21 protein-coding genes are annotated in these 17,902 nt (G+C 73.2%); 13 read left to right on the top strand and 8 right to left on the bottom strand.

The features are described 5' to 3' along the window. Positions 1 to 130 precede the first annotated feature (130 nt). The 3 genes from mshD to OC439_RS10515 form a co-directional block, all read right to left on the bottom strand. Positions 131 to 1,135 carry a mycothiol synthase gene (gene mshD, locus OC439_RS10525; RefSeq protein ID WP_262013231.1) on the bottom strand — a complete coding sequence of 335 codons (1,005 nt, stop codon included), beginning with the start codon at positions 1,133 to 1,135 and terminating at the stop codon, positions 131 to 133. Positions 1,136 to 1,202: 67 nt separating this feature from the next. Next, the gene (locus OC439_RS10520; RefSeq protein ID WP_262013230.1) at positions 1,203 to 2,057 is read right to left on the bottom strand and encodes a polysaccharide deacetylase family protein; all 855 of its coding nucleotides are present in this window, start codon (positions 2,055 to 2,057) and stop codon (positions 1,203 to 1,205) included. 150 nt (positions 2,058 to 2,207) lie between these two features. Next, complete coding sequence (locus tag OC439_RS10515) at positions 2,208 to 2,927, bottom strand: winged-helix domain-containing protein (RefSeq protein ID WP_262013229.1); 720 nt, start codon at positions 2,925 to 2,927, stop codon at positions 2,208 to 2,210. Positions 2,928 to 3,172: 245 nt separating this feature from the next. Between OC439_RS10515 and OC439_RS10510 the strand changes: the two genes are divergently transcribed. From OC439_RS10510 to OC439_RS10485, 7 genes are all read left to right on the top strand, one after another. Next, a complete protein-coding gene (locus OC439_RS10510) occupies positions 3,173 to 4,222 on the top strand; it encodes a hypothetical protein (RefSeq protein WP_262013228.1) in 1,050 nt (349 codons plus the stop codon). Positions 4,223 to 4,301: 79 nt separating this feature from the next. Next, the gene (locus tag OC439_RS10505) at positions 4,302 to 5,084 is read left to right on the top strand and encodes a DUF2993 domain-containing protein (protein ID WP_030272146.1); all 783 of its coding nucleotides are present in this window, start codon (positions 4,302 to 4,304) and stop codon (positions 5,082 to 5,084) included. A gap of 95 nt (positions 5,085 to 5,179) precedes the next feature. Further along, complete coding sequence (locus OC439_RS30290; protein WP_310503780.1) at positions 5,180 to 5,257, top strand: Ms5788A family Cys-rich leader peptide; 78 nt, start codon at positions 5,180 to 5,182, stop codon at positions 5,255 to 5,257. A gap of 205 nt (positions 5,258 to 5,462) precedes the next feature. After that, the gene (locus OC439_RS10500) at positions 5,463 to 6,311 is read left to right on the top strand and encodes a sulfurtransferase (protein ID WP_262013227.1); all 849 of its coding nucleotides are present in this window, start codon (positions 5,463 to 5,465) and stop codon (positions 6,309 to 6,311) included. Further along, positions 6,311 to 6,649, top strand: a complete 339-nt coding sequence (locus tag OC439_RS10495; RefSeq protein WP_135242226.1) for a DUF1416 domain-containing protein — start codon at positions 6,311 to 6,313, stop codon at positions 6,647 to 6,649. Before OC439_RS10500 ends, OC439_RS10495 begins: the two co-directional genes overlap by 1 nt. Before the next feature lie 130 nt (positions 6,650 to 6,779). Further along, positions 6,780 to 7,832, top strand: a complete 1,053-nt coding sequence (locus tag OC439_RS10490) for a hypothetical protein (protein WP_262013226.1) — start codon at positions 6,780 to 6,782, stop codon at positions 7,830 to 7,832. 55 nt (positions 7,833 to 7,887) lie between these two features. Beyond that, a complete protein-coding gene (locus OC439_RS10485; RefSeq protein WP_262013225.1) occupies positions 7,888 to 8,739 on the top strand; it encodes a hypothetical protein in 852 nt (283 codons plus the stop codon). Positions 8,740 to 8,741: 2 nt separating this feature from the next. Here OC439_RS10485 and OC439_RS10480 read toward each other — a convergent pair whose 3' ends face one another. The 3 genes from OC439_RS10480 to OC439_RS10470 all read right to left on the bottom strand — a co-directional run bounded on the left by OC439_RS10480 (position 8,742) and on the right by OC439_RS10470 (position 11,639). Continuing rightward, positions 8,742 to 10,817 carry a glycogen debranching N-terminal domain-containing protein gene (locus OC439_RS10480; RefSeq protein ID WP_262013224.1) on the bottom strand — a complete coding sequence of 692 codons (2,076 nt, stop codon included), beginning with the start codon at positions 10,815 to 10,817 and terminating at the stop codon, positions 8,742 to 8,744. Next, the gene (locus OC439_RS10475) at positions 10,814 to 11,203 is read right to left on the bottom strand and encodes an SCP2 sterol-binding domain-containing protein (protein WP_262013223.1); all 390 of its coding nucleotides are present in this window, start codon (positions 11,201 to 11,203) and stop codon (positions 10,814 to 10,816) included. The genes OC439_RS10480 and OC439_RS10475 overlap by 4 nt, the downstream gene beginning before the upstream one ends. A 73-nt stretch (positions 11,204 to 11,276) precedes the next feature. Beyond that, positions 11,277 to 11,639 (bottom strand): DsrE family protein, encoded by a 363-nt coding sequence (locus OC439_RS10470; protein WP_135242222.1) that lies wholly within the window; start codon positions 11,637 to 11,639, stop codon positions 11,277 to 11,279. Positions 11,640 to 11,662: 23 nt separating this feature from the next. Here OC439_RS10470 and mtfM point away from each other — a divergent pair, with 23 nt between their 5' ends. Both mtfM and OC439_RS10465 read left to right on the top strand, forming a co-directional pair. After that, complete coding sequence (mtfM, locus tag OC439_RS30285) at positions 11,663 to 11,767, top strand: small membrane protein MtfM (protein WP_013288813.1); 105 nt, start codon at positions 11,663 to 11,665, stop codon at positions 11,765 to 11,767. A 55-nt stretch (positions 11,768 to 11,822) separates the two neighbouring features. Next, positions 11,823 to 12,413, top strand: coding sequence for an FABP family protein (locus OC439_RS10465; protein WP_262013222.1), 591 nt, complete (start codon positions 11,823 to 11,825; stop codon positions 12,411 to 12,413). Between the two features lie 78 nt (positions 12,414 to 12,491). On the opposite strand, the gene OC439_RS10460 is transcribed toward OC439_RS10465, so the two are convergent. Then, on the bottom strand, positions 12,492 to 13,355 hold the full coding sequence (locus OC439_RS10460; RefSeq protein ID WP_262013221.1) for an aminotransferase class IV: 864 nt from the start codon (positions 13,353 to 13,355) through the stop codon (positions 12,492 to 12,494). Between the two features lie 92 nt (positions 13,356 to 13,447). Here OC439_RS10460 and OC439_RS10455 point away from each other — a divergent pair, with 92 nt between their 5' ends. The 4 genes from OC439_RS10455 (at position 13,448) to OC439_RS10440 (ending at position 16,970) form a co-directional block, all read left to right on the top strand. Next, positions 13,448 to 13,855 (top strand): Fur family transcriptional regulator, encoded by a 408-nt coding sequence (locus OC439_RS10455; RefSeq protein WP_194801998.1) that lies wholly within the window; start codon positions 13,448 to 13,450, stop codon positions 13,853 to 13,855. Next, positions 13,852 to 14,961, top strand: a complete 1,110-nt coding sequence (locus tag OC439_RS10450) for a YgfZ/GcvT domain-containing protein (protein ID WP_262013220.1) — start codon at positions 13,852 to 13,854, stop codon at positions 14,959 to 14,961. The genes OC439_RS10455 and OC439_RS10450 overlap by 4 nt, the downstream gene beginning before the upstream one ends. Positions 14,962 to 15,073: 112 nt before the next feature. Further along, positions 15,074 to 15,916 (top strand): 3-keto-5-aminohexanoate cleavage protein, encoded by an 843-nt coding sequence (locus tag OC439_RS10445; RefSeq protein ID WP_262013219.1) that lies wholly within the window; start codon positions 15,074 to 15,076, stop codon positions 15,914 to 15,916. Positions 15,917 to 16,010: 94 nt separating this feature from the next. Beyond that, positions 16,011 to 16,970 carry an asparaginase gene (locus OC439_RS10440; protein ID WP_262013218.1) on the top strand — a complete coding sequence of 320 codons (960 nt, stop codon included), beginning with the start codon at positions 16,011 to 16,013 and terminating at the stop codon, positions 16,968 to 16,970. 116 nt (positions 16,971 to 17,086) lie between these two features. Here OC439_RS10440 and OC439_RS10435 read toward each other — a convergent pair whose 3' ends face one another. Then, complete coding sequence (locus OC439_RS10435) at positions 17,087 to 17,884, bottom strand: alpha/beta fold hydrolase (protein ID WP_262013217.1); 798 nt, start codon at positions 17,882 to 17,884, stop codon at positions 17,087 to 17,089. Between the last annotated feature and the right edge of the window lie 18 nt (positions 17,885 to 17,902).

Below are 17,902 nucleotides of genomic sequence, written 5' to 3'. Positions count from 1 at the left end.
CGGACGCAAGTGAACGCGCGGTGAACACGTTCAGCCGACGAGGTGGCCGTACGCTGAGGAAGGGTTGTCCATTTCGTGAACTAGCAGCCTGCTATCGCCTTTGTGGCGAATTTCCAGGGCCGGCGAGCGTTCAGCCGAGCTGGTAGTTGACGTGCGCGGACCAGTGCGCGAAGCCCAGCCGCTCGTAGAGCGCCACAGCGGCGGTGTTGCTCTCGTCCACGTAGAGCATCACCCGGTCCAGCCCGCGCTCGTCGCGCAGGTGGGTGAGGCCGGCGGCGGTGAGCACCCGGCCCAGCCCACCCCGGTGCGCGGACGGGTCGACGCCGAGCACGTACACCTCGCCGATGCGGGCCGAGCCCTGCCGCTCGTGCACCTTGGTCCAGTGGAAGCCGAGCAGCCGCCCGGTGGCGGAGTCGACGGCGAGCAGGAACCCGGCCCTGTCGAACCACGGCTCGGCGATGCGGACGCGCAGGTCGTCGAGCGTCCACTTGCCCTGCTCGGGGTGCTGGGCGAAGGCGGCGTTGTTCACCGCCAGCCAGGCCTCGTCGTCCTCGCCGGGGCGGAACGCGCGCAGCGTCACGCCCTCCGGTACGACCGGCGCCGGCATCTCGGCGGTGAGCGGACGGCGCATCTGCCAGAGCACCCGCGCCCGGGAGAAACCCAGGTCGACAGCCAGCGCGGCGGCCGACGGGTGGTCACCGTGCGCCCACGCGCGCAGCGGCCCGGGAGCGGCGTCCACCACGGCGCGGGCCAGCGCCCGGCCGGAGCCGCGCCGCCGATACGCGGGGTGCACGACCATCTCCACGCCGACTCCGTCGGCCGGGGCGGTGGTGTCGAGGTGCGCGTACCCGGTGAGGGTGCCGTCGGTGGTGCGGGCGGTGAGGTGCGCGGCGGGCGCCTCGGGGTCGCGCAGCCGCAGCAGCACGTGCTCGTCGAGCGGGTCGGCGCCGTCGGTGTCACCGGCGGCGCGGGCCAGCGCGAGCACCTCGGCGACCTCGTCCGGCGTCAGCCGGTCCGGCCGGTCGATCCCGTCCGGCGTCAGCCGGTCCGGCCGGTCGATCCCGTCCGGCGTCAGCCGGTCCGGCCCGGCGATCCGGTCGGCGGCGGGGCCACTCGTCGGCTCGGTGCTGCTCATCTGAGTCACGGTAGCGCTCGGCGGGCCGTGGTTCGCGTCCGACGACGACGGTGATCGGTGGCGCTCGTCACGGGCTGCCGACGGGCAGCGGCTCCAGCTCGAACCGGGCCAGCAGTTCGGGCAGGAGTTGCTGCAACGCGCTGACCGTGCCGGACCGGTCCCCACCCGCGTCGTGCATGAGCACTATCGCGCCGGGACCCATCTGCGAGCGGACCATCGCCTCGATGGTGGTGGCGCCCGGCGCCTTCCAGTCCGACGGGTCCACGCTCCAGTGCAGCGGGGCGAGGTTCAGGTCGGCGCAGGCGGACATGACGGACGGCGTCCAGGCCCCGCCGGGCTGGCGGTAGTACGCGATCCGCGCGTCGGGCGCGGCGGCCAGGATCGCGTCGTTCGTGCGCAGCAGGTCGGCGCGGATCGTCGCCGGGGATCGCTTGCCCAGGTTGACGTCGTGGTTCCAGGAGTGGTTGCACAGCGTGTGGCCCTCGGCCACGATCGAGCGCACCAGATCGGGGTGGGCCTCGACGTTCTCGCCGACGACGCAGAACGTCGCCCGTACGCCGTACTGGGCCAGCAGCGCGAGCACCTGCGGGGTCCAGCGGGGATCGGGGCCGTCGTCGAAGGTCAGCGCGACCCGGGACGAGCCGGTGGCGACCTGGGCGCCGTACGGGCCGTCGCCGTCGGGTGGGACGGGGGCGGCGTCCGGCGCGGCGTCGGGGCTCGGCCGAGGGCTGGTCGTGCCGCTCGGGAAGTCGGTGCTGGGTGGCTGCTCGCCGTAGCGCGGCCCGGTGAGCGTGGTGGCGACTCCGGCGGCCGACGGGTGCGGGTCCGGCACCAGGCTGCGGCCCAGCACGAAGGCCGAACCGAGCAGGCCGGCCAGCACGACTGTCACGAGCCCGGCGGCGCGCAGCGTCGGGGCCCGCATCAGCGGCACCGCCCGTTCGTCGCCCCCGTGTTCACCGCGCGCACCGCCGCCCCCTTAGCCCGACAATTCCGGCAGCCAGGATATGGCTGACTGATCGGGCAAAAAGGGCATACGAGAAAAGTGCCCTCTAGCGGGGTGGAGCGTGGGCGGTCAGACCGGCAGCGGGGCGGGCTCCGGCTCCGGCAGCGAGCGCGACGGCGGGACGACGAACTTGTAGCCGACCTGGCGGACGGTGCCGATCATCGACTCGTACTCCGAGCCGAGCTTGGCGCGCAGCCGCCGCACGTGCACGTCCACCGTCCGGGTGCCGCCGAAGTAGTCGTAGCCCCAGACCTCACGCAGCAACTGGTCCCGGGTGAACACCCGCCCCGGGTGCTGGGCCAGGAACTTCAACAGCTCGAACTCCTTGTACGTGAGGTCGAGCGGCCGGCCCTTCAGCTTGGCGGCGTACGTGTCCGGGTCGATGTTCAGCTCGCCGGCCCGGATCGAGCCGCCGGCGCCGGCGGTGGCGTTGCTGAGCCGGCCCACCGCGAGCCGCAGCCGCGCCTCCACCTCGGCCGGCCCGGCGCCGGCCAGGATCACGTCGTCGACGCCCCAGTCCGCGTTCAGCGCGATCAGGCCCGCCTCGGTGACGACCGCGACGAGCGGTACGCCGAGCCCGGTGGCGTGCAGCATCCGGCAGGTGGCCCGCGCCTCGCTCAGCTCGGAGCGGGCGTCCACCAGGACGGCGTCCGGCGTCGGGCCGGAGACCAGCGTGCGGACGTCACGGGGTGCGGTGCGGACCGAGTGGGGCAGCAGGTCGAGTGCCGGCAGCACCGACGACGGCTCACCGGCCCGCGCGGTCACGAGCAGCAGGAGCTCCACGATCACCTCCGTCCCGGCGGCCTTCCGGCCGCGCGCGACCAGCGACACGCCCGGCTACGGGCGGCACTGTGAACTTGCGTGGGTCCCGGCGTCGTCGACGGGCGGGTAACGGCCTGAGCGTAACCGATGGACCGGCCGTCACCCTCGCGCGATTTACCGTTTGCCCTTTCTGCCCTCGATCGCGGCGCAGGTTTTAACGTCGCCGAAACCGGGACCTCCGCCGAGCCGCCCGGGTCTGGCACGATCGGGGCGTGTTTCCCTCCACCTCGCGCGACACCGGCCGTGAACCGTGGGCCGACGACCCGTCCGCCGGGCCGTCCGGCCCCGCCCGTGGCTACCCGCCCGCCCCGCGCACCGGCCCCGCGGACGAGGAGGGCGACCGGCCGGAACGCAAGGGCCCGCGCCGGCTGCGCAAGGGCGGGCCCGGCCGGCGTCCCGACGACGAGTCGGACGAGGAGCCCGAGGAGGAGGTGCCGCCGGTCCCGGTCCGCCGCCCGCTGGCGCTCACCGTGGCCGGCTTCGCCGCGCTGCTCGGCGTCGGCCTGGTGCTCGGCGCGCAGACCTCGGGCCCGGGGCACCGGCTGCCGTTCGCCGCGATCATCTTCGGTGTCCAGTTGCTGTTCGTGCTGGCCTGGACGATGGCCATGCGGCCGCCCGCGCTGCTCGTGGTCGCGCTCGTGAGCGCCGCGACGGCGGTGATCGCCGACGTCGCCGCCGTACGGTCGGACATCGCCGGCCTGGCCCCGCTCGGCTACGCCGCGCTCGCCGGGCTCCTGCTCGCCGTGCTGGGACAGCTCGTCCGGCGGGTGGACCGGGTCCGGGTGACCGACTCGCTCGGCGGCACCCTGCTCATCGTGGTCGGCGTGGTCTCCTTCGCCACGCTCGTCGTGCTCAGCCGGATCCCCAAGGGCACCCAGGCGATCACGGTCTGCCTCACCGCCGCCGGGGTCGCGCTGCTCGTGGCCCGGCTCACCGACGCGGTCGCGCCGTGGCCCCGGCTCGCCCCGCAGGTGCCGCGCGGCGCGGCGGGCGTGGTCGTCGGCGCCATGCTCGGCACGCTCACCAGCGCCGTGCTCGGCAGCTACCTGGTCGGTTTCACCCCGACCAGCGCCGCCCTGGTCGGCGTGGTCAGCGCGGCCACCGCCGTCCTGGCCGACCTCGCCGTGGGGTACGCCGAGGCGGGCCGGCTGATGGCCGGTGAACCGCCGACGATGTGGGTGGCCCGGCACATGCAGGGGCCGCTGGGCGGGTTCGCGCTGGCCGCGCCCGCCGCGTACGCCATGTGCGTGCTGTTCCTGTGACGCGGTTGGGGAGGATTCGCCTCGGGTAAGTACGGTTGCGCCGCGAGGCGCGGTGACGGCGGCGAGGACGGGAGGCGGCGTGGCAGAGGCGTATCCGGCGGAGGGTCGACCCCGGCGACGGGGCCGGAAGGTGCTGATCGGCTTCCTCGTCCTGCTGCTGGTGCTGGCCGGGCTGCTCGTGGTCGCCGACCGGGTCGCCGCCGGCGTGGCCGAGCGCGCCATCGCCGACCAGGTCCGGCAGGAGATCGCCAAGCAGGACGCGCAGTCCGCCGCGCCGCAGGTCGAGGTGGGTGGCTTCCCGTTCCTCACCCAGGTGCTCGACGGCCGGTACGAGCGCATCTCGATCCAGCTCACCGACGTACGCGGTGACGTGCAGGGCGACGCGGTCGAGGTGCCGAAGCTGGACGTGGACGCGCGCAACGTGACCGCCTCGCTGGACACGCTGCGCTCCGGCCGGGGCGACGTGGTGGCCGAGAGCGTGGACGGGCGGGGCACCGTCACCTACGAGAGCCTGGCCAAGCTGCTGGACCGTCCCGGGCTGACGCTGGGCGAGCGCAACGGCAAGCTCGCCGTCACCGCCCCGGTGGACGTCCTCGGCATCAAGCTCACCGTCAACGGCACCGCCGACGTCACGGTGGCCGGCAACAAGGTGGCGCTGCGCTTCAACGACCTCACCGCGGACGGCCTGCCGAACGTGCCGCTGGCCCGGGCCGCGCTGACCCGGTACGCGCAGGGCATCTCGATCGACGTGCCGCTGCCGGAGCTGCCGTTCCAGCTCAACCTGCGCAAGGTGGAGCCGAAGCCGGAGGGCCTGGTGGTCACGGCGGACGCGGCGAACGTGCCCATCAACTCCGCGGGCTGAGAGCCGCACGCGGCCGGTCCGGGGAGCGGGCCGGCCGTCCCGGATGCTGGTCGGCCTGGTGGCAGCTGTCGCCTCGGCTGGTAATCTCCCTGCCCATGGGGACCCACCTCACCAAACGGCGCGCGGTCGACCTGTGCCGCGTGGCCACCTGCCTGTGTCGCCCCGTCATCTGACGGCGGGGCTGTCTCCGGCCGCCTGAACGGCGGCCACCAGGGTCCACGAACCTTCCCCGGTTCCCCCTCCTCAACGCCCGGCAGCGGCGCCGTCGCACGTACCCGTGATCCGTTCCTAGCTCAGGGTCCGCGTGTGGTGCGACAACCATCGACATCGATTCCCACGCGCAGGCTCACCAAACCATCCTCACCAGGGAGTGATCTGATGAGTCGCGACACCGCACTCGTCTCGGCCGAGTGGGCCGAGAAGAACCTCGGCGCCCCGGGCGTCGTCTTCGTCGAGGTCGACGAGGACACCTCGGCCTACGACACCGGGCACATCGCCGGCGCCGTCAAGCTCGACTGGCGCACCGACCTGCAGGACCAGATCCGCCGGGACTTCGTCAACAAGACCCAGTTCGAGGCGCTGCTGTCCGACCGGGGCATCGCCAACGACGACACTGTGATCCTGTACGGCGGCAACAACAACTGGTTCGCCGCGTACGCGTACTGGTACTTCAAGCTCTACGGCCACGGCGACGTCAAGCTGCTCGACGGCGGTCGCAAGAAGTGGGAGCTGGACGCCCGCCCGCTCGTCACCGACGTGGTGGAGCGGCCGAAGGCGCAGTACGTCGCGCAGGAGCCGGACACCTCGATCCGCGCGTTCCGCGACGAGGTGGTCGACGCGATCGGCACCAAGAACCTGGTCGACGTGCGCAGCCCCGACGAGTACGCGGGCCGCCTGCTCGCCCCCGCCCACCTGCCGCAGGAGCAGGCGCAGCGGGCCGGTCACATCCCGACCGCGATCAGCGTCCCGTGGTCCAAGGCGGCGAACGAGGACGGCACGTTCAAGTCCGACGACGAGCTGCGCAAGATCTACGCCGACGCCGGGCTGGACGACGGCAAGGAGACGATCGCGTACTGCCGGATCGGCGAGCGCTCCTCGCACAGCTGGTTCGTGCTCCAGGAACTGCTCGGGCACCGCAACGTGAAGAACTACGACGGTTCCTGGACCGAGTACGGCTCGCTCGTCGGCGTGCCGGTGGCGCTCGGCGACGAGCCGGGGGAGGCCTGATGACCGCCGCCTCCGCCGCCTCGACGGCTGCCGCCGGCTGCGCCGCGCCGGACCAGTCCGCCCCCCTCCCGGCGAGCCTGGACCTGGAGAAGGAGACCGTCATCACCGGCCGCGTGCTGGCCGAGTCCGGTGAGGTCGTGCCGGGCGCGTACGTGCGCCTGCTCGACTCGACAGGCGAGTTCACCGCCGAGGTGGTGACGTCGGCGGCCGGGCAGTTCCGGTTCTTCGCCGCGCCGGGCTCGTGGACGCTGCGGGCGTTGTCCCGCCACGGCAACGGCGACACCGCCGTTGCCGCGGCCCGCGGGATCAACGAGGTGACCGTCTCGGTCGCCGCCTGACCCACGCTCTGATCGTGGCCCGCCACCCCACCCGGGTGGCGGGCCACGAGCCGTTCCGGCGACTGTGCGCCTCGACAGTGGCTGGCAGGCTGGACGGCGGTGCGCCCCGGACGCGCCGGAGGGGGATCAGGTGCCCGACGACGCCGCTGCCCACGCCCGTCGCTATCTGATCGATTTCGTCGACGGCAACCGGGGCGAGGAGATCGCCCGCGAACTCCAGCGCGCCGACGGGTCCGGCCGGTCGCGCCCGTTCGACGTCTCGGTGGCCAGCCTCGACACCGACCTGTCGTTCCTGACCAAGCGGGCCACGCTCGTCACGGCCAAGCTGGTCCTCTCCCAGCCGGGCGGCGAGCGCTGCTATCTGGCCCACCGGGAGATCTGCAAGAGGTGCGGCAAGGATCCGGATCACTGCGACCCGCGCTGCCGGTACGAGGACATCCGGATCGACGAGCTCTACGCCGAATGCGACGACCTGGACCGCCTCGGCGCGTACCTGCGGGACTGCGCGCCGCTGCTGGAGCTGGGGCAGCTCGTCTACTTCCCGCAGACCTTCCGCCGCAGCCACCTGGAGTCTCGCGCGCCGGACGCCCAGTCCACCTCCTCGCTGTTCGACACAGCGGGCCGGATCGAACTGGGCGACAACCCGGACCGCACGCTCGACCTGATCGTCAAAGGGCACCGGGTCGTCGACGTGCCGAGCGGGGATCCGGTGAAGGCGCGACTGGTGACACCGCTGCTCCAGCTCGATCTGCCGATGCTGGAGGGCACCTCGCTGCGGGACTACTGCGCCATCCTGACCCAGGAGAGCGACGCGCTCGCCGCGACCCAGGCGTACCTGCGGGGCCGGATGCTGGAGGTCGACACCGATCCGGATCGGGCGCTGGTGCAGCTCGTGAAGCTCGACGCGGAGATCCAGGAGGGGGTGCGGGCGGCCCGGGCCGAGGTCGCCCGGGTGTCCCGGCGCTCGGCCGTACAGGCCGCCGGCGCGGCGGTGGCGACGGTCGCGGCGACCCTGGTGGCGGTCGAGGGCGCGCATCTGGCGCCGGTGCTCGGCATGCTGGGCGCGGGCGGCTTCTTCTCCGCTGTGCTCGCCGCCGACCAGTACGCCGACCGTCGCGGCGAGCTCCGGCAGCGTCCCTTCTACCTGCTGTGGCTGCTGTCCCGCCGGTCGGTGCCGGTCTGAGCGAGGGTGCCGAGGCGCGACCGGGCGCCTCGCGGACACGTGACACCATTGCCGGGTGACTGCCGTCGAGACGGGTTACGCCCCGCCCACCCCGCCCGGCCGGCCCGGCCCCGGTGGCCGACGCCGGCTGCGCTGGCTGGCGGTCGCCACTGTGGCGTGGGCCGTGCTGCTCGCCGGTCTGACCTGGTGGTCGGTACGCACCGACGCGCCGACGGTCAAGGAGCAGCGCTCGCTGGACCAGGCCGGCCCGGTGGTGGACCGCGCGATCGGTGAGCTGACCGCCGCGGCCGGCACCGCGGGCGTACCGGCGCTCCTGCCGGACCGCCTGGAGCGCGGCTGCCGGATCACGCCGATGGACGACGGCGCGACGCTGGAGCGCGGCGTCGAGGTGGCGATCGGCGGCGACGACGTCCGCGAGGTGCTGCGCGGCATCGCCGACCGGCTGCCGTCGGGCTGGCGGGCCGGCGTGTCGACGCTCGACGGCGAGCCGCTGCTGCGCGCCGACGCGGGCGAGTTCGTCACGGTCGAGGGCCGGGACGGTGGCCCGGGCCGGGTGCTGCTCACCGCCGACACCGGCTGCCGCCCGGCGGGCTCCGGCTACCGGGCCCCGTCCGCCGACGCCGCCGCGGAGTCGTCCGTGCTGGCGTCGGCGCTGGGCCGCTGGGGCGGCGCGACCGGGCCGGTGCAGGTGCTGGCCGCGCCCTGCCCGGGTGGCGGGACCGTCCGCACGGCCCGGTCCGAGGCCGCAGTGCCGGCCGACCGGTCGCTGGCCGCCGCGTTCGGCGCCGGCGCCGCGCCGGTGGTGGACTCGGCCGACGCGTACGCACGCCCGGGCGACCCGGCGGTGCTGGCGCAGCGGGCCGGTGAGCGGGTCCGGGTCGCGGTCACCACGCTCTGCCGGGCCTGACGTCAGCCGCCGGGCAGGGTGAGTGCCGGTGGCGCCGGCTGTTCGTGCGGCTCCCGGCTGCGTCCCAGCGCGTCCACCCGGCCCCAGCGGCCCGGGATGTCGAGCAGTTCCACCCGGCCCATCCCGGGCGGCACGGCCGGGTCGATGATCAGGTGATCGCCCTGCGGCTCCAGGCCCAGGATCACCCGGAGCAGCAGTAGCGGCGTGCCGGCGGACCACGCCTGCGGGCTGCCTGCGGTCGGGTACTCCACGGGGTAGTCGGTGAGGGCGCGCTCGTAGCCGGCGAACGCCTCGGGCAGCCGCCCGTCGAAGAAGTGCGACGCGCTGAGCAGGGCGTCGCAGATCCGGCCGGCCTCCTGGCGGAAGCCGTACCGCCACAGGCCCCAGGCGATGATCGAGTTGTCGAACGGCCACACCGTGCCGACGTGGTAGCCGACCGGGTTGTACCGGCCCTGGTCGTCGGCGAGCGTGCGTACGCCCCACCCGGAGAACAGGCGCGGGCCGAGCAGGTGGGCGGCGACGGCGGGGGCGCGGGACTCGTCGACGATGCCGCTCCACAGCAGGTGGCCGATGTTGGAGGTGAGCGCGTCCACCTGCCGGCCCAGCGGGTCGAGCGCCAGCGCGTAGTACTCCCGGTCCGGGATCCAGAAGTCGCGGTTGAACCGTTCCTTCAGCGCCGCCGCCTCGTGTTCCAGCCGGTCGGCGTACGTCGGGTCGTTCCAGTAGGTGCGGGCCAGGCGGGCGCCGCGCAGCTTCGCGTCGTACGCGTACCCCTGAAGTTCGCACGTGGCCCGGGGGAACTCGGGCATCCGCCCGTCGGCGTAGGAGATGGCGTCCGGCGAGTCCTTCCAGCACTGGTTCGGCAGCCCGGTCTCCGGGTTGCGGGACATGTACCAGACGTAGCCGGTGCCGAGCAGGTCGCCGTACGTGTCCAGCCAGGTCAGCGCCGCCCGCGTCTCGTGTTCCAGCTTGCGCACCAGGTCGGCGTCACCGGTCCACCGCTCGTACTCGTCGAGCAGGATCACGAACAGCGCCGTGGTGTCCGCGGCGCCGTAGTACGGCGAGTGCGGCTGTTCCTCGAAGCCGGCGGTCTCGCCGTAGCGCAGCTCGTGCAGGATCTTGCCGGGCTCCTCGTCCCGGAAGTCGTCGACCCGGCTGCCCTGGAGACCGGCGAGCATGACGATCGTGGGCTTGACCATCTCGGGCAGGAACGGCAGCACCTGGAGCGAGGTGAAGATGCTGTCCCGGCCGAACAGCGTCATGAACCAGGGCAGGCCGGCGGCGAGCAGCCGGACGCCGAGCGTGATCGACTCGTACCGGAGGGCGGCCAGGTCGTTGAGGCTGCGCCGGTACGCCCCGGCCAGCGGCTCGCAGTCGCAGCCGAGCTTCGGCGCGCGGCTGATCAGGTCGCTCTGTTCCGCCTCGATGTCGGCTGCCGTCCGCTGGCCGCCCAGCGGCAGGATGGCCCGGATGTCCTCGCCCCGGGCGCCGTAGATGACAGTGTCGATGTGTAGCCGGGTGGTCCACTCACCGTGCGGAGCGACCCGGATCCGGAAGGTCATCCCGTCCGTGTCCACCTCGGCCGGCGCGCTGCTGCTGACCAGCGTCTCGCGGTGGAACGCCTTTCGGCGATAGGTCAGCCGCAGGCCGTCCTTCTCCACCGTCGGCGTGGTGCGTCCCTTCTTCTGCCGCTTGTTCTTGATCTCCAGGAGATCGGCGAAGTCGGAGCCGATGTTCAGCCGGAGGTGGAACTCCTTCTCCTGTGCGGAGTGGTTGAGCAGGGTCAGTTCCTCGTCCAGGCTGCCGCCGATCGCCCGGCTGCGGATCACCGAGACGTTCGCGTCCAGATAGTGCGTCGGCTCGCCGGGGACCAGGAAGAACCGCGTCTTGTACGACAGCGAGTCGTCGATGGAGAGCGCGTGCAGGGGTTCCCCGTCGAGGGTGAGGATCCAGGTGGAGAGGAACCGGGTGTCGAAGGAGAACAGCCCGGTGGGGAAGTCGTACGACGGCTGGATGTTGCCGCGATCGTCGCTGACCAGGAACGTGTTGCCGTCGAGGATCCTGACCCGGTCCTTCACGCCAGCCGCCGGACGTGGTCGCGGGCGGCGTCCCGCGGATCCCGTACCTCGGGCGGGGCCGGCAGGAACCGGCGGAACGCCAGGAACAGCACGACGTGCCCGCTGAACGTGGCCTCGTTGCGCAGCACCGCGGCCATGCCGGCCTCCCGGCCGGTGACCAGCTTCTCGAACAGTTCGGTGGAGACGGTCAGCACGCCGTCGGCCTGCCCCTGCTCCTCCCGGCTCACCTGGGCCGATCCGGGTGCCAGTCGCACGTACCAGTGCTCGGTACGGTTGCCGTCGGCCAGGTCGATCTGGAGCGTGCCGCCGATCGGGCTGTTCAGCACCGACGCGGCGCGCGCCGGTAGCGACGCGAAGAACTGTTGGATCGCCTCACTCACGTTCACATGGTAGGCGTAATCCGGACATGTCGGGTCAGGATCGGCTCACCGGTCAGAGTGGACGAGCCGGGCGGATCGCTCAGTAGACGAGCGCCTGCGCGCCCTCGGCCATCGCCTCCTCGACGAACACCGCGGCGCCCGCGATGCGTACGCCGGGGATGACGTCGCCAGGTCCGATGTCCCGCCGGGCCGCGCACTGGGTGCAGGCGGTCACCCGGCCCGTGGTCAGGACCACGTGCAGCAGTTCGCCGAGCGGCGCGGAGTGCGGCAGCTCGAACGTCTCCGCCCGCCCGGGGAGCGCGAACCAGGTGGATTCACCGGTGAGCCAGAGCGACACGTCCACCCCGGCTGCGGCTGCGGTGGAGGCGACAGTGAACGCCTGGGCGCAGCGTTCCGGTGAGTCCGCGCCGGCGGTGGCCTTGACGACGAGAGTGCGCGCCATGACGCCAGCATAGGATGGTCCGGATGGTTACCGAGATCGGGTTCGTCAGCCTGCTGGTCGCCGGCCTGGGCGCGCTCGCCGGTGGCCTGGTCTATGTCGCGGTCCGCATAGCTAGAGGTAAATGGTGAGCGCGAGGAGAGAGCCGGTTTTGCGAGCCCCGCAGTCGCGAACGAAGGTGGCGCTGTGAATAGTGAGAATCCGCTTCAGCCGCCGTGGTTGAACGCGCCGCCGGTCGAGGAGTACCCGTACGAGGAGAGCCACGACCTGCGCGTCGGCCCGAAGCTGCACCCGAGCCTGGACGGCCTGCTGCCGTACGTCGGGGTGTGGCGCGGCCGGGGCCGGGGTGGGTTCCCGACGATCGAGGACTTCGACTACGCGCAGGAGATCCGGATCAGCCACGACGGCCGGCCGTTCCTGTTCTACGAGTCGCGGGCGTGGATCCTGGACGAGCAGAGCCGTCCGGTCCGTCCCGCCGGTCGTGAGGTGGGCTGGTGGCGTCCGGTGCTCGACGGTGAGCGGGTGACCGACGAGCTGGAGGCGCTGATGACCACGCCGACCGGCGTGATGGAGCTGCACATCGGCAAGCGCAAGGGCACCCAGATCGAGTTCGCCACCGACGCCGTCGTGCGTACCGCCACGGCGAAGGAGGTCACCGCCGGTGCCCGGCTGTTCGGCATCGTCGAGGGTGCCCTGCTCTACGCGCAGGAGATGGCCGCCGTGGGCCAGCCCCTGAGCCCGCACCTCTCCGCCCGCCTCACTCGGGTAGCCGGCTGACCCTGACCCTGCCCCGGCGCGTGATCGCGTCGATCATGAGGTTGGCGGCGACAAATCGGACAACGAACGCCGCCAACTTCATGATCGACCGAGTGGGGGACGGGGGAAGTTCAGGAGAGATCGCAGCCTCGGGGTCAGAGGCGAACCCGGGCGAGGGGTTCCGTCCAAGGACGTGACCTCCACCGGGCCGCGCAGCGAGCTGGTCAGCCAGATCGCCTCGGCCTCGTGCAGGTCGGCCACCGTGGGCAGGTGCTCGCCTGCGGTCAGGCCCAGCTCGGCCGCCCGGCTCAGCAGGTGGTGGGCGGTCACGCCGGGCAGCACGCCGGTCTCCGCCGCCGGGACCGTGCAGAGCGTGCCGCCGCGCAGCCACACCACGTTCGCGGTGGGGCCCTCCAGCACGTAGCCGTCGGTCGAGACCCAGAGCACGTCGTCCACGCCGGTCCGCTGCGCCCAGCGCCGGGCGGCGGTGCTGAGCGCGTACGAGGTGGACTTCACACCGCTCGGCAGCCACCCCAGCTCGGGGCGGGACCGGGCGGCCACCCCGAGCGGCAGCGTGGCCACAGTCACCCCGGTGCGCCGGGCCGCCCGGGCCGACGCCGGCACCTCGCCCAGCGTGGCGTACACCGTGGGTGGCCCGCCGCCCTCCGGCCCCCGCGTGCAGACCAGCCGCAACGCGCCCTCGGTCTGCGCGGGCCAGCCGGCGCGCACGGTGTCCAGCAGTTCGACGAGCGCGGCGTCAGGGGGCAGCGGCAGGTCGATCGCCGCCGCGCCGGCCCGCAGCCGGGCCAGGTGCGGCTCCAGCAGCCAGGGGCGGCCGTTCCGCAGGTGCAGCGTCTCGAACAGGCCGTCGCCGTGCAGGACACCCCGGTCGTCGCCGCGCAGCACCGGCTCACCCACCGGTACGAGTCCCCGGCCGAGCACCGCCACCCGTGTCGTACCCATTGGCGCAGCGTAGTGGCGTACCCCCGGCGGCGGACCGGCCCGCGCGGCGGCCGAACTATGATCGAAGGGTGTCCGAATCCTCCCTCGCGGAAATGCTCCGCTCGCGCGGGCTGCGGCTGACGGCGCAGCGGCAGCTGGTGCTCCAGGCCGTCCTGGATCTGGGGCACGCCACCCCGGAGCAGGTGCACACCGCGGTCCGCGAGGTGGCGGCCGGCGTCAACATCACCACCATCTACCGCACTCTCGAGCTACTGGAACGGCTCGGCCTGGTCACGCACACGCACCTGTCGCACGGCTCGCCGACCTACCACGCGGCCGGCGAGCACCAGCACGTGCACCTGGTGTGCCGGGAGTGCGGGGCGATCGACGAGATCGCCCCGGAGATGCTCCGCCCGCTCGCCGACCAGCTGGCCGAGCAGCGCGGATTCCAGGTCGACATCGGGCACGTCGCGCTCTTCGGGGTCTGCGGCCGCTGCGCACAGGACGGGGAACGCACATGATCGACATCGCGGGTGCGGTGACCACCGACGCCATCGACGACCAGACCCGGGACCAGCCCGAGCCGGCCCACCGGGCGGCCGGGGTCGGCCCGGTGGCCGCCCACTACGGCGACCCGATGCGCGAGCAGCGGCTCCTGGCCACCGGTGTGGGCCTGGTGGACCGCTCGCACCGGGGTGTGGTCGCGGTGCCCGGCGAGGAACGGATCAGCTGGCTGCACACGCTCACCAGCCAGCACCTGGCCGCGCTGGTCCCCTGGCAGGGCACCGAGCTGCTGGTGCTCTCCCCGCACGGGCACGTCGAGCAGCACGCGATGGTCGCCGACGACGGCGAGACCACCTGGCTCGACACCGAGCCGGGGATGACCGAGGGCCTGCTGTCGTACCTGGAGAAGATGCGGTTCTTCAGCAGGGTCGACCCGCGCGACGCCACCGCCGACCACGCGCTGCTGTCGCTGGTCGGGCCGGAGGCGCAGGGCGCGCTCGACACGCTCGGTGTCACCGGGCTGGCCGCGCCCGACGTCGCAGCGGTGCCGGGTCCGAAGTTCCGTTCCGGCGAGCTGCCCGCGCGGCCCTCCGTGGTGTACGACGTCAAGCCGCTCCCGGTCGGCGGCTGGGCCCGGCGGGTGGCGCTCGGCGTCGACCTGCTCGTGCCCCGGGCCGCCATGAACGGGGTGGTGGCGGAACTGCGCGGCGCCGGGGTCCCGGTGGCCGGGCTGTGGGCATACGAGGCGATCCGGGTGGCCGCCAAGCGGGCCCGGGCCGGCGTGGACACCGACCACCGGACGATCCCGGCCGAGGTGGACCTGATCGCCCCGGCAGTGCACCTGGACAAGGGGTGCTACCGGGGGCAGGAGACGGTCGCCCGGGTGCACAACCTGGGCAAGCCGCCCCGCCGGCTCGTCCTGCTGCACCTGGACGGCGTGGCGAGCGACCAGCCGCCGGTGGCCGGTACGCCGGTGACGCTCGACGGCCGGACGGTCGGCTTCGTGGGCACCGCCGTGCAGCACTACGAGCTGGGTCAGGTGGCGCTCGCCGTGCTGAAGCGCAACACGCCCGACGACGCCCGCCTGCTCGTCGGCGAGAGCGCCGCCGCCATCGATGTGTAAGGAAGGGCCCCTTCGTAACGCCATCGGTGGCGGAAGGATCCCTTCATGACGCCGCTCGCACCGGAAATTCTGCGGTCGACCCGGTGCCGGGTGCCGGTCTAGGATCCGGGGCATGACGACAGGGACGTTGATCACGGTTGCCCCCACCGGCGCGGAGTCGGCGAAGGCGGAGGTGCCGGCGCTGCCGGTGACGCTCGACGAGCTGCTGCTGACCGCCAAGGAGTGCGAGGCGCTCGGCGCCGCCGTGATCCACGTCCACATCCGCGACGACGACGCGCGTCCCACGCTCGACCAGGGGCGGTTGCGCGACACGGTGACGGCGCTGCGGGAGAGCACCGACCTGATCGTGCAGCTCTCCTCCGGCGGCGCGGTGACCGACCCGGAGTCGGCCCGGCTGGCGGTGCTCGACGCCGCACCCGACATGGCCTCCTGCACCATGGGCACCGTCAACTTCGGCGACGACGTGTTCCTCAACCGGTGGGAGTTCATCGTCGACCTGCACACCCGGATGCAGGAGCGGGGCGTCGTCCCCGAGTACGAGATCTTCGACCTGGGCCACCTCACCGCCCTGCAGCGGCTGCTCGGCAAGTACGGCCTGCCGCACGGCGGGCACGTGCACGTCGACTTCGTGATGGGCGTACCGGGTGGCATGCCCGGCACCACGGCGACCCTTGTGGCGGCCCAGCAGATGCTTCGCGACCTGCCCGAGGGCACCACGTTCTCGGCCACCGGCATCGGGCGCAGCACCATCCCGGTGATGCTGGCCTCGCTGTCGACCGGCGGTCACCTGCGGGTCGGCATGGAGGACACGGTCACGTACGCCAAGGGCCGCCCGGTGGAGTCCAACATGCAGCTCGTCGCGCGGGCGGTGGGCTTCGCCCAGCTCGCCCAGCGTCCCCCGCTGACCACCGCCGAGGCCCGTACGCTGCTCGGCGTCCCGACTACCGTCCGGTAAGCGGCGCACCCCGCTTCGACCCCGTACCGCCCCGGTCGACGTCGCAGGTCACCCCGCCGCCGACCGGGTCCGTCCCCTCGGTACCGTCCATACCGTGGGAAAAACGTACGAGGGCGGCGTGCCGCTCGCCGAGGTGGTCCGGTCCGGCTTCGTGGAGGGCGTCCACCGGGGTTCCGTGGTGGTGCTCGACGCCGCCGGTGAGCCGGTCGCCGGGGCCGGTGACGTCACCTCGCCGATCTTCCCCCGCTCGTCGAGCAAGCCGATGCAGGCGATCGGCATGCTCCGGGCCGGCCTGCCGCTCACCGATCCGGCCGACATCGCGCTCGTCGCGGCCAGCCACGCGGGCGAGGAGTTCCACGTCGAGCGGGTGACCGCGCTGCTGCGCGACGCCGGCCTGACCGAGGAGGCGTTGCACTGCCCGCCGGACCTGCCGTTCGGCGAGGCCGCCCGGGAGGCGGTGCTGCGGGCCGGCGGCGGCCCGGCCCGGGTGCTGATGAACTGCTCCGGCAAGCACGCCGGCATGGTGCGCACCTGCCTGGCGGCGGGCTGGCCGCTGGACGGCTACTGGCGGCCGGAGCACCCGCTCCAGCAGTGCCTGACCGCCACGATCGAGGAGATCACCGGTGAGCGGGCGGCGGCGGTCGGGGTGGACGGCTGCGGTGCGCCGGTGCTGGCCGTGTCGCTGACCGGGCTGGCACGGGCGTTCCTGCGGCTGGTCGGCGCCGAGCCGGGCACCGTCGAGCGGACGGTGGCGGACGCGATGCGGGCGTACCCGGAGCTTGTCGGCGGCACCCAGGCGGAGGACACGCGGCTGATGCGCGGCGTACCCGGTCTGCTCGCCAAGATCGGCGCGGAGGGTGTGATCGCGGCGGCGATCCCGGAGGTCGGCGCCGTGGCCCTGAAGATCGACGACGGCGCCGCGAGGGCCCGCACACCTGTCCTGGTGTCCGCCCTGGCCCGCCTGGACGTGCGCGCCCCGATCCTCACCGAGTACGCCGAGCCACCCCTGCTGGGCGGCGGCCTCCCGGTAGGAGCCATCCGCCCTCTCTGGTAACCCCACCCGCCCTCCAGCCTCGGCGATCTTGCACTTGCTGCCCCGGCAAATCGCCCATCCCGGGCGCCCCGAGGGCCGCAAGTGCAAGATCAACGCGATAAGGGGAGGGAGGGGGGTCAGGGGAGGAAGGGCAGGAGGGCGGCGTTGGTCTCGGTGGGGCGCTCCAGGGGGAGCAGGTGGGCCGCGTCGGGGACGTCGGGCATGCGTACGCCCTGGGGGGCCTCGTCGGCGATGCGGTCGGCCAGGCGGCGGATGTCGGCCAGGTCGTCGGCGCCGGTGCCGACCAGCACCGGTACGCGCAGCTCGCCCAGCCGGTCGATGGCCGGCGGGTCCAGTTCGCCCACCTCGATCGCGCTCAGCGCCTGCTCGGCGGCGAGCGCCCGGCGGTCCATCTCCTCGGCGAACCGGATCAGCTCCGGGTCGACGTCCTCCGGGCGGCGGGTCGGGCCGACCACCCAGAATCGCACCTCACCCGCGGCGGTGGCGGCGAAGTCCTCCGGGTCCACGTCGCCGACCAGCTCCTCCCAGAGCTGCTCGGTCTCCTCGGACCACTCGTTGCCGGAGACCGGGGCGCCGAAGAGTGCCAGCGCCGAGACCCGCTCCGGGTGGGCGAGCGCGGTGTCCACCGCGACCCGGCCGCCGAACGAGCAGCCGACGAGTGCGGCGCGCTCGACGCCCAGCGCGTCGAGCAGCCCGACCACGTCGTCGTGGTGGGCGAACGGCGTGGTCGGCAGCTCCGACTCGCCGTAGCCGCGCAGGTCCGGTGCGATCACCCGATGCCGCTGCGCGAGCGCCGGGATCTGCCCGCGCCACATCCGCCGGTCCGCGATGCCGGCGTGCAGCAGCACCACGGCGGTGCCGGTGCCGCTCTCGTCGTACGCGAGCTGGGCACCGTTGATATCGATCTTGGTCACGGGGGAGAACGGTACGGA

It is taken from the genome of Micromonospora sp. Mcm103 (assembly GCF_024519755.1).
Classification (GTDB): domain Bacteria; phylum Actinomycetota; class Actinomycetes; order Mycobacteriales; family Micromonosporaceae; genus Micromonospora; species Micromonospora aurantiaca.
Note: the sequence above shows the minus strand (reverse complement) of the source record. Positions and strands in the feature narration are given on the sequence as shown.

Excerpts from the sequence above, each read along its gene's own strand:
- mshD (WP_262013231.1), bottom strand. The coding sequence starts at position 1,135 with ATGAGCAGCACCGAGCCGACGAGTGGCCCCGCCGCCGACCGGATCGCC.
- OC439_RS10520 (WP_262013230.1), bottom strand. The coding sequence starts at position 2,057 with ATGCGGGCCCCGACGCTGCGCGCCGCCGGGCTCGTGACAGTCGTGCTG.
- OC439_RS30290 (WP_310503780.1), top strand. The coding sequence starts at position 5,180 with ATGGGGACCCACCTCACCAAACGGCGCGCGGTCGACCTGTGCCGCGTG.
- OC439_RS10500 (WP_262013227.1), top strand. The coding sequence starts at position 5,463 with ATGAGTCGCGACACCGCACTCGTCTCGGCCGAGTGGGCCGAGAAGAAC.
- OC439_RS10495 (WP_135242226.1), top strand. The coding sequence starts at position 6,311 with ATGACCGCCGCCTCCGCCGCCTCGACGGCTGCCGCCGGCTGCGCCGCG.
- OC439_RS10470 (WP_135242222.1), bottom strand. The coding sequence starts at position 11,639 with ATGGCGCGCACTCTCGTCGTCAAGGCCACCGCCGGCGCGGACTCACCG.
- mtfM (WP_013288813.1), top strand. The coding sequence starts at position 11,663 with ATGGTTACCGAGATCGGGTTCGTCAGCCTGCTGGTCGCCGGCCTGGGC.
- OC439_RS10460 (WP_262013221.1), bottom strand. The coding sequence starts at position 13,355 with ATGGGTACGACACGGGTGGCGGTGCTCGGCCGGGGACTCGTACCGGTG.
- OC439_RS10455 (WP_194801998.1), top strand. The coding sequence starts at position 13,448 with ATGCTCCGCTCGCGCGGGCTGCGGCTGACGGCGCAGCGGCAGCTGGTG.
- OC439_RS10450 (WP_262013220.1), top strand. The coding sequence starts at position 13,852 with ATGATCGACATCGCGGGTGCGGTGACCACCGACGCCATCGACGACCAG.
- OC439_RS10445 (WP_262013219.1), top strand. The coding sequence starts at position 15,074 with ATGACGACAGGGACGTTGATCACGGTTGCCCCCACCGGCGCGGAGTCG.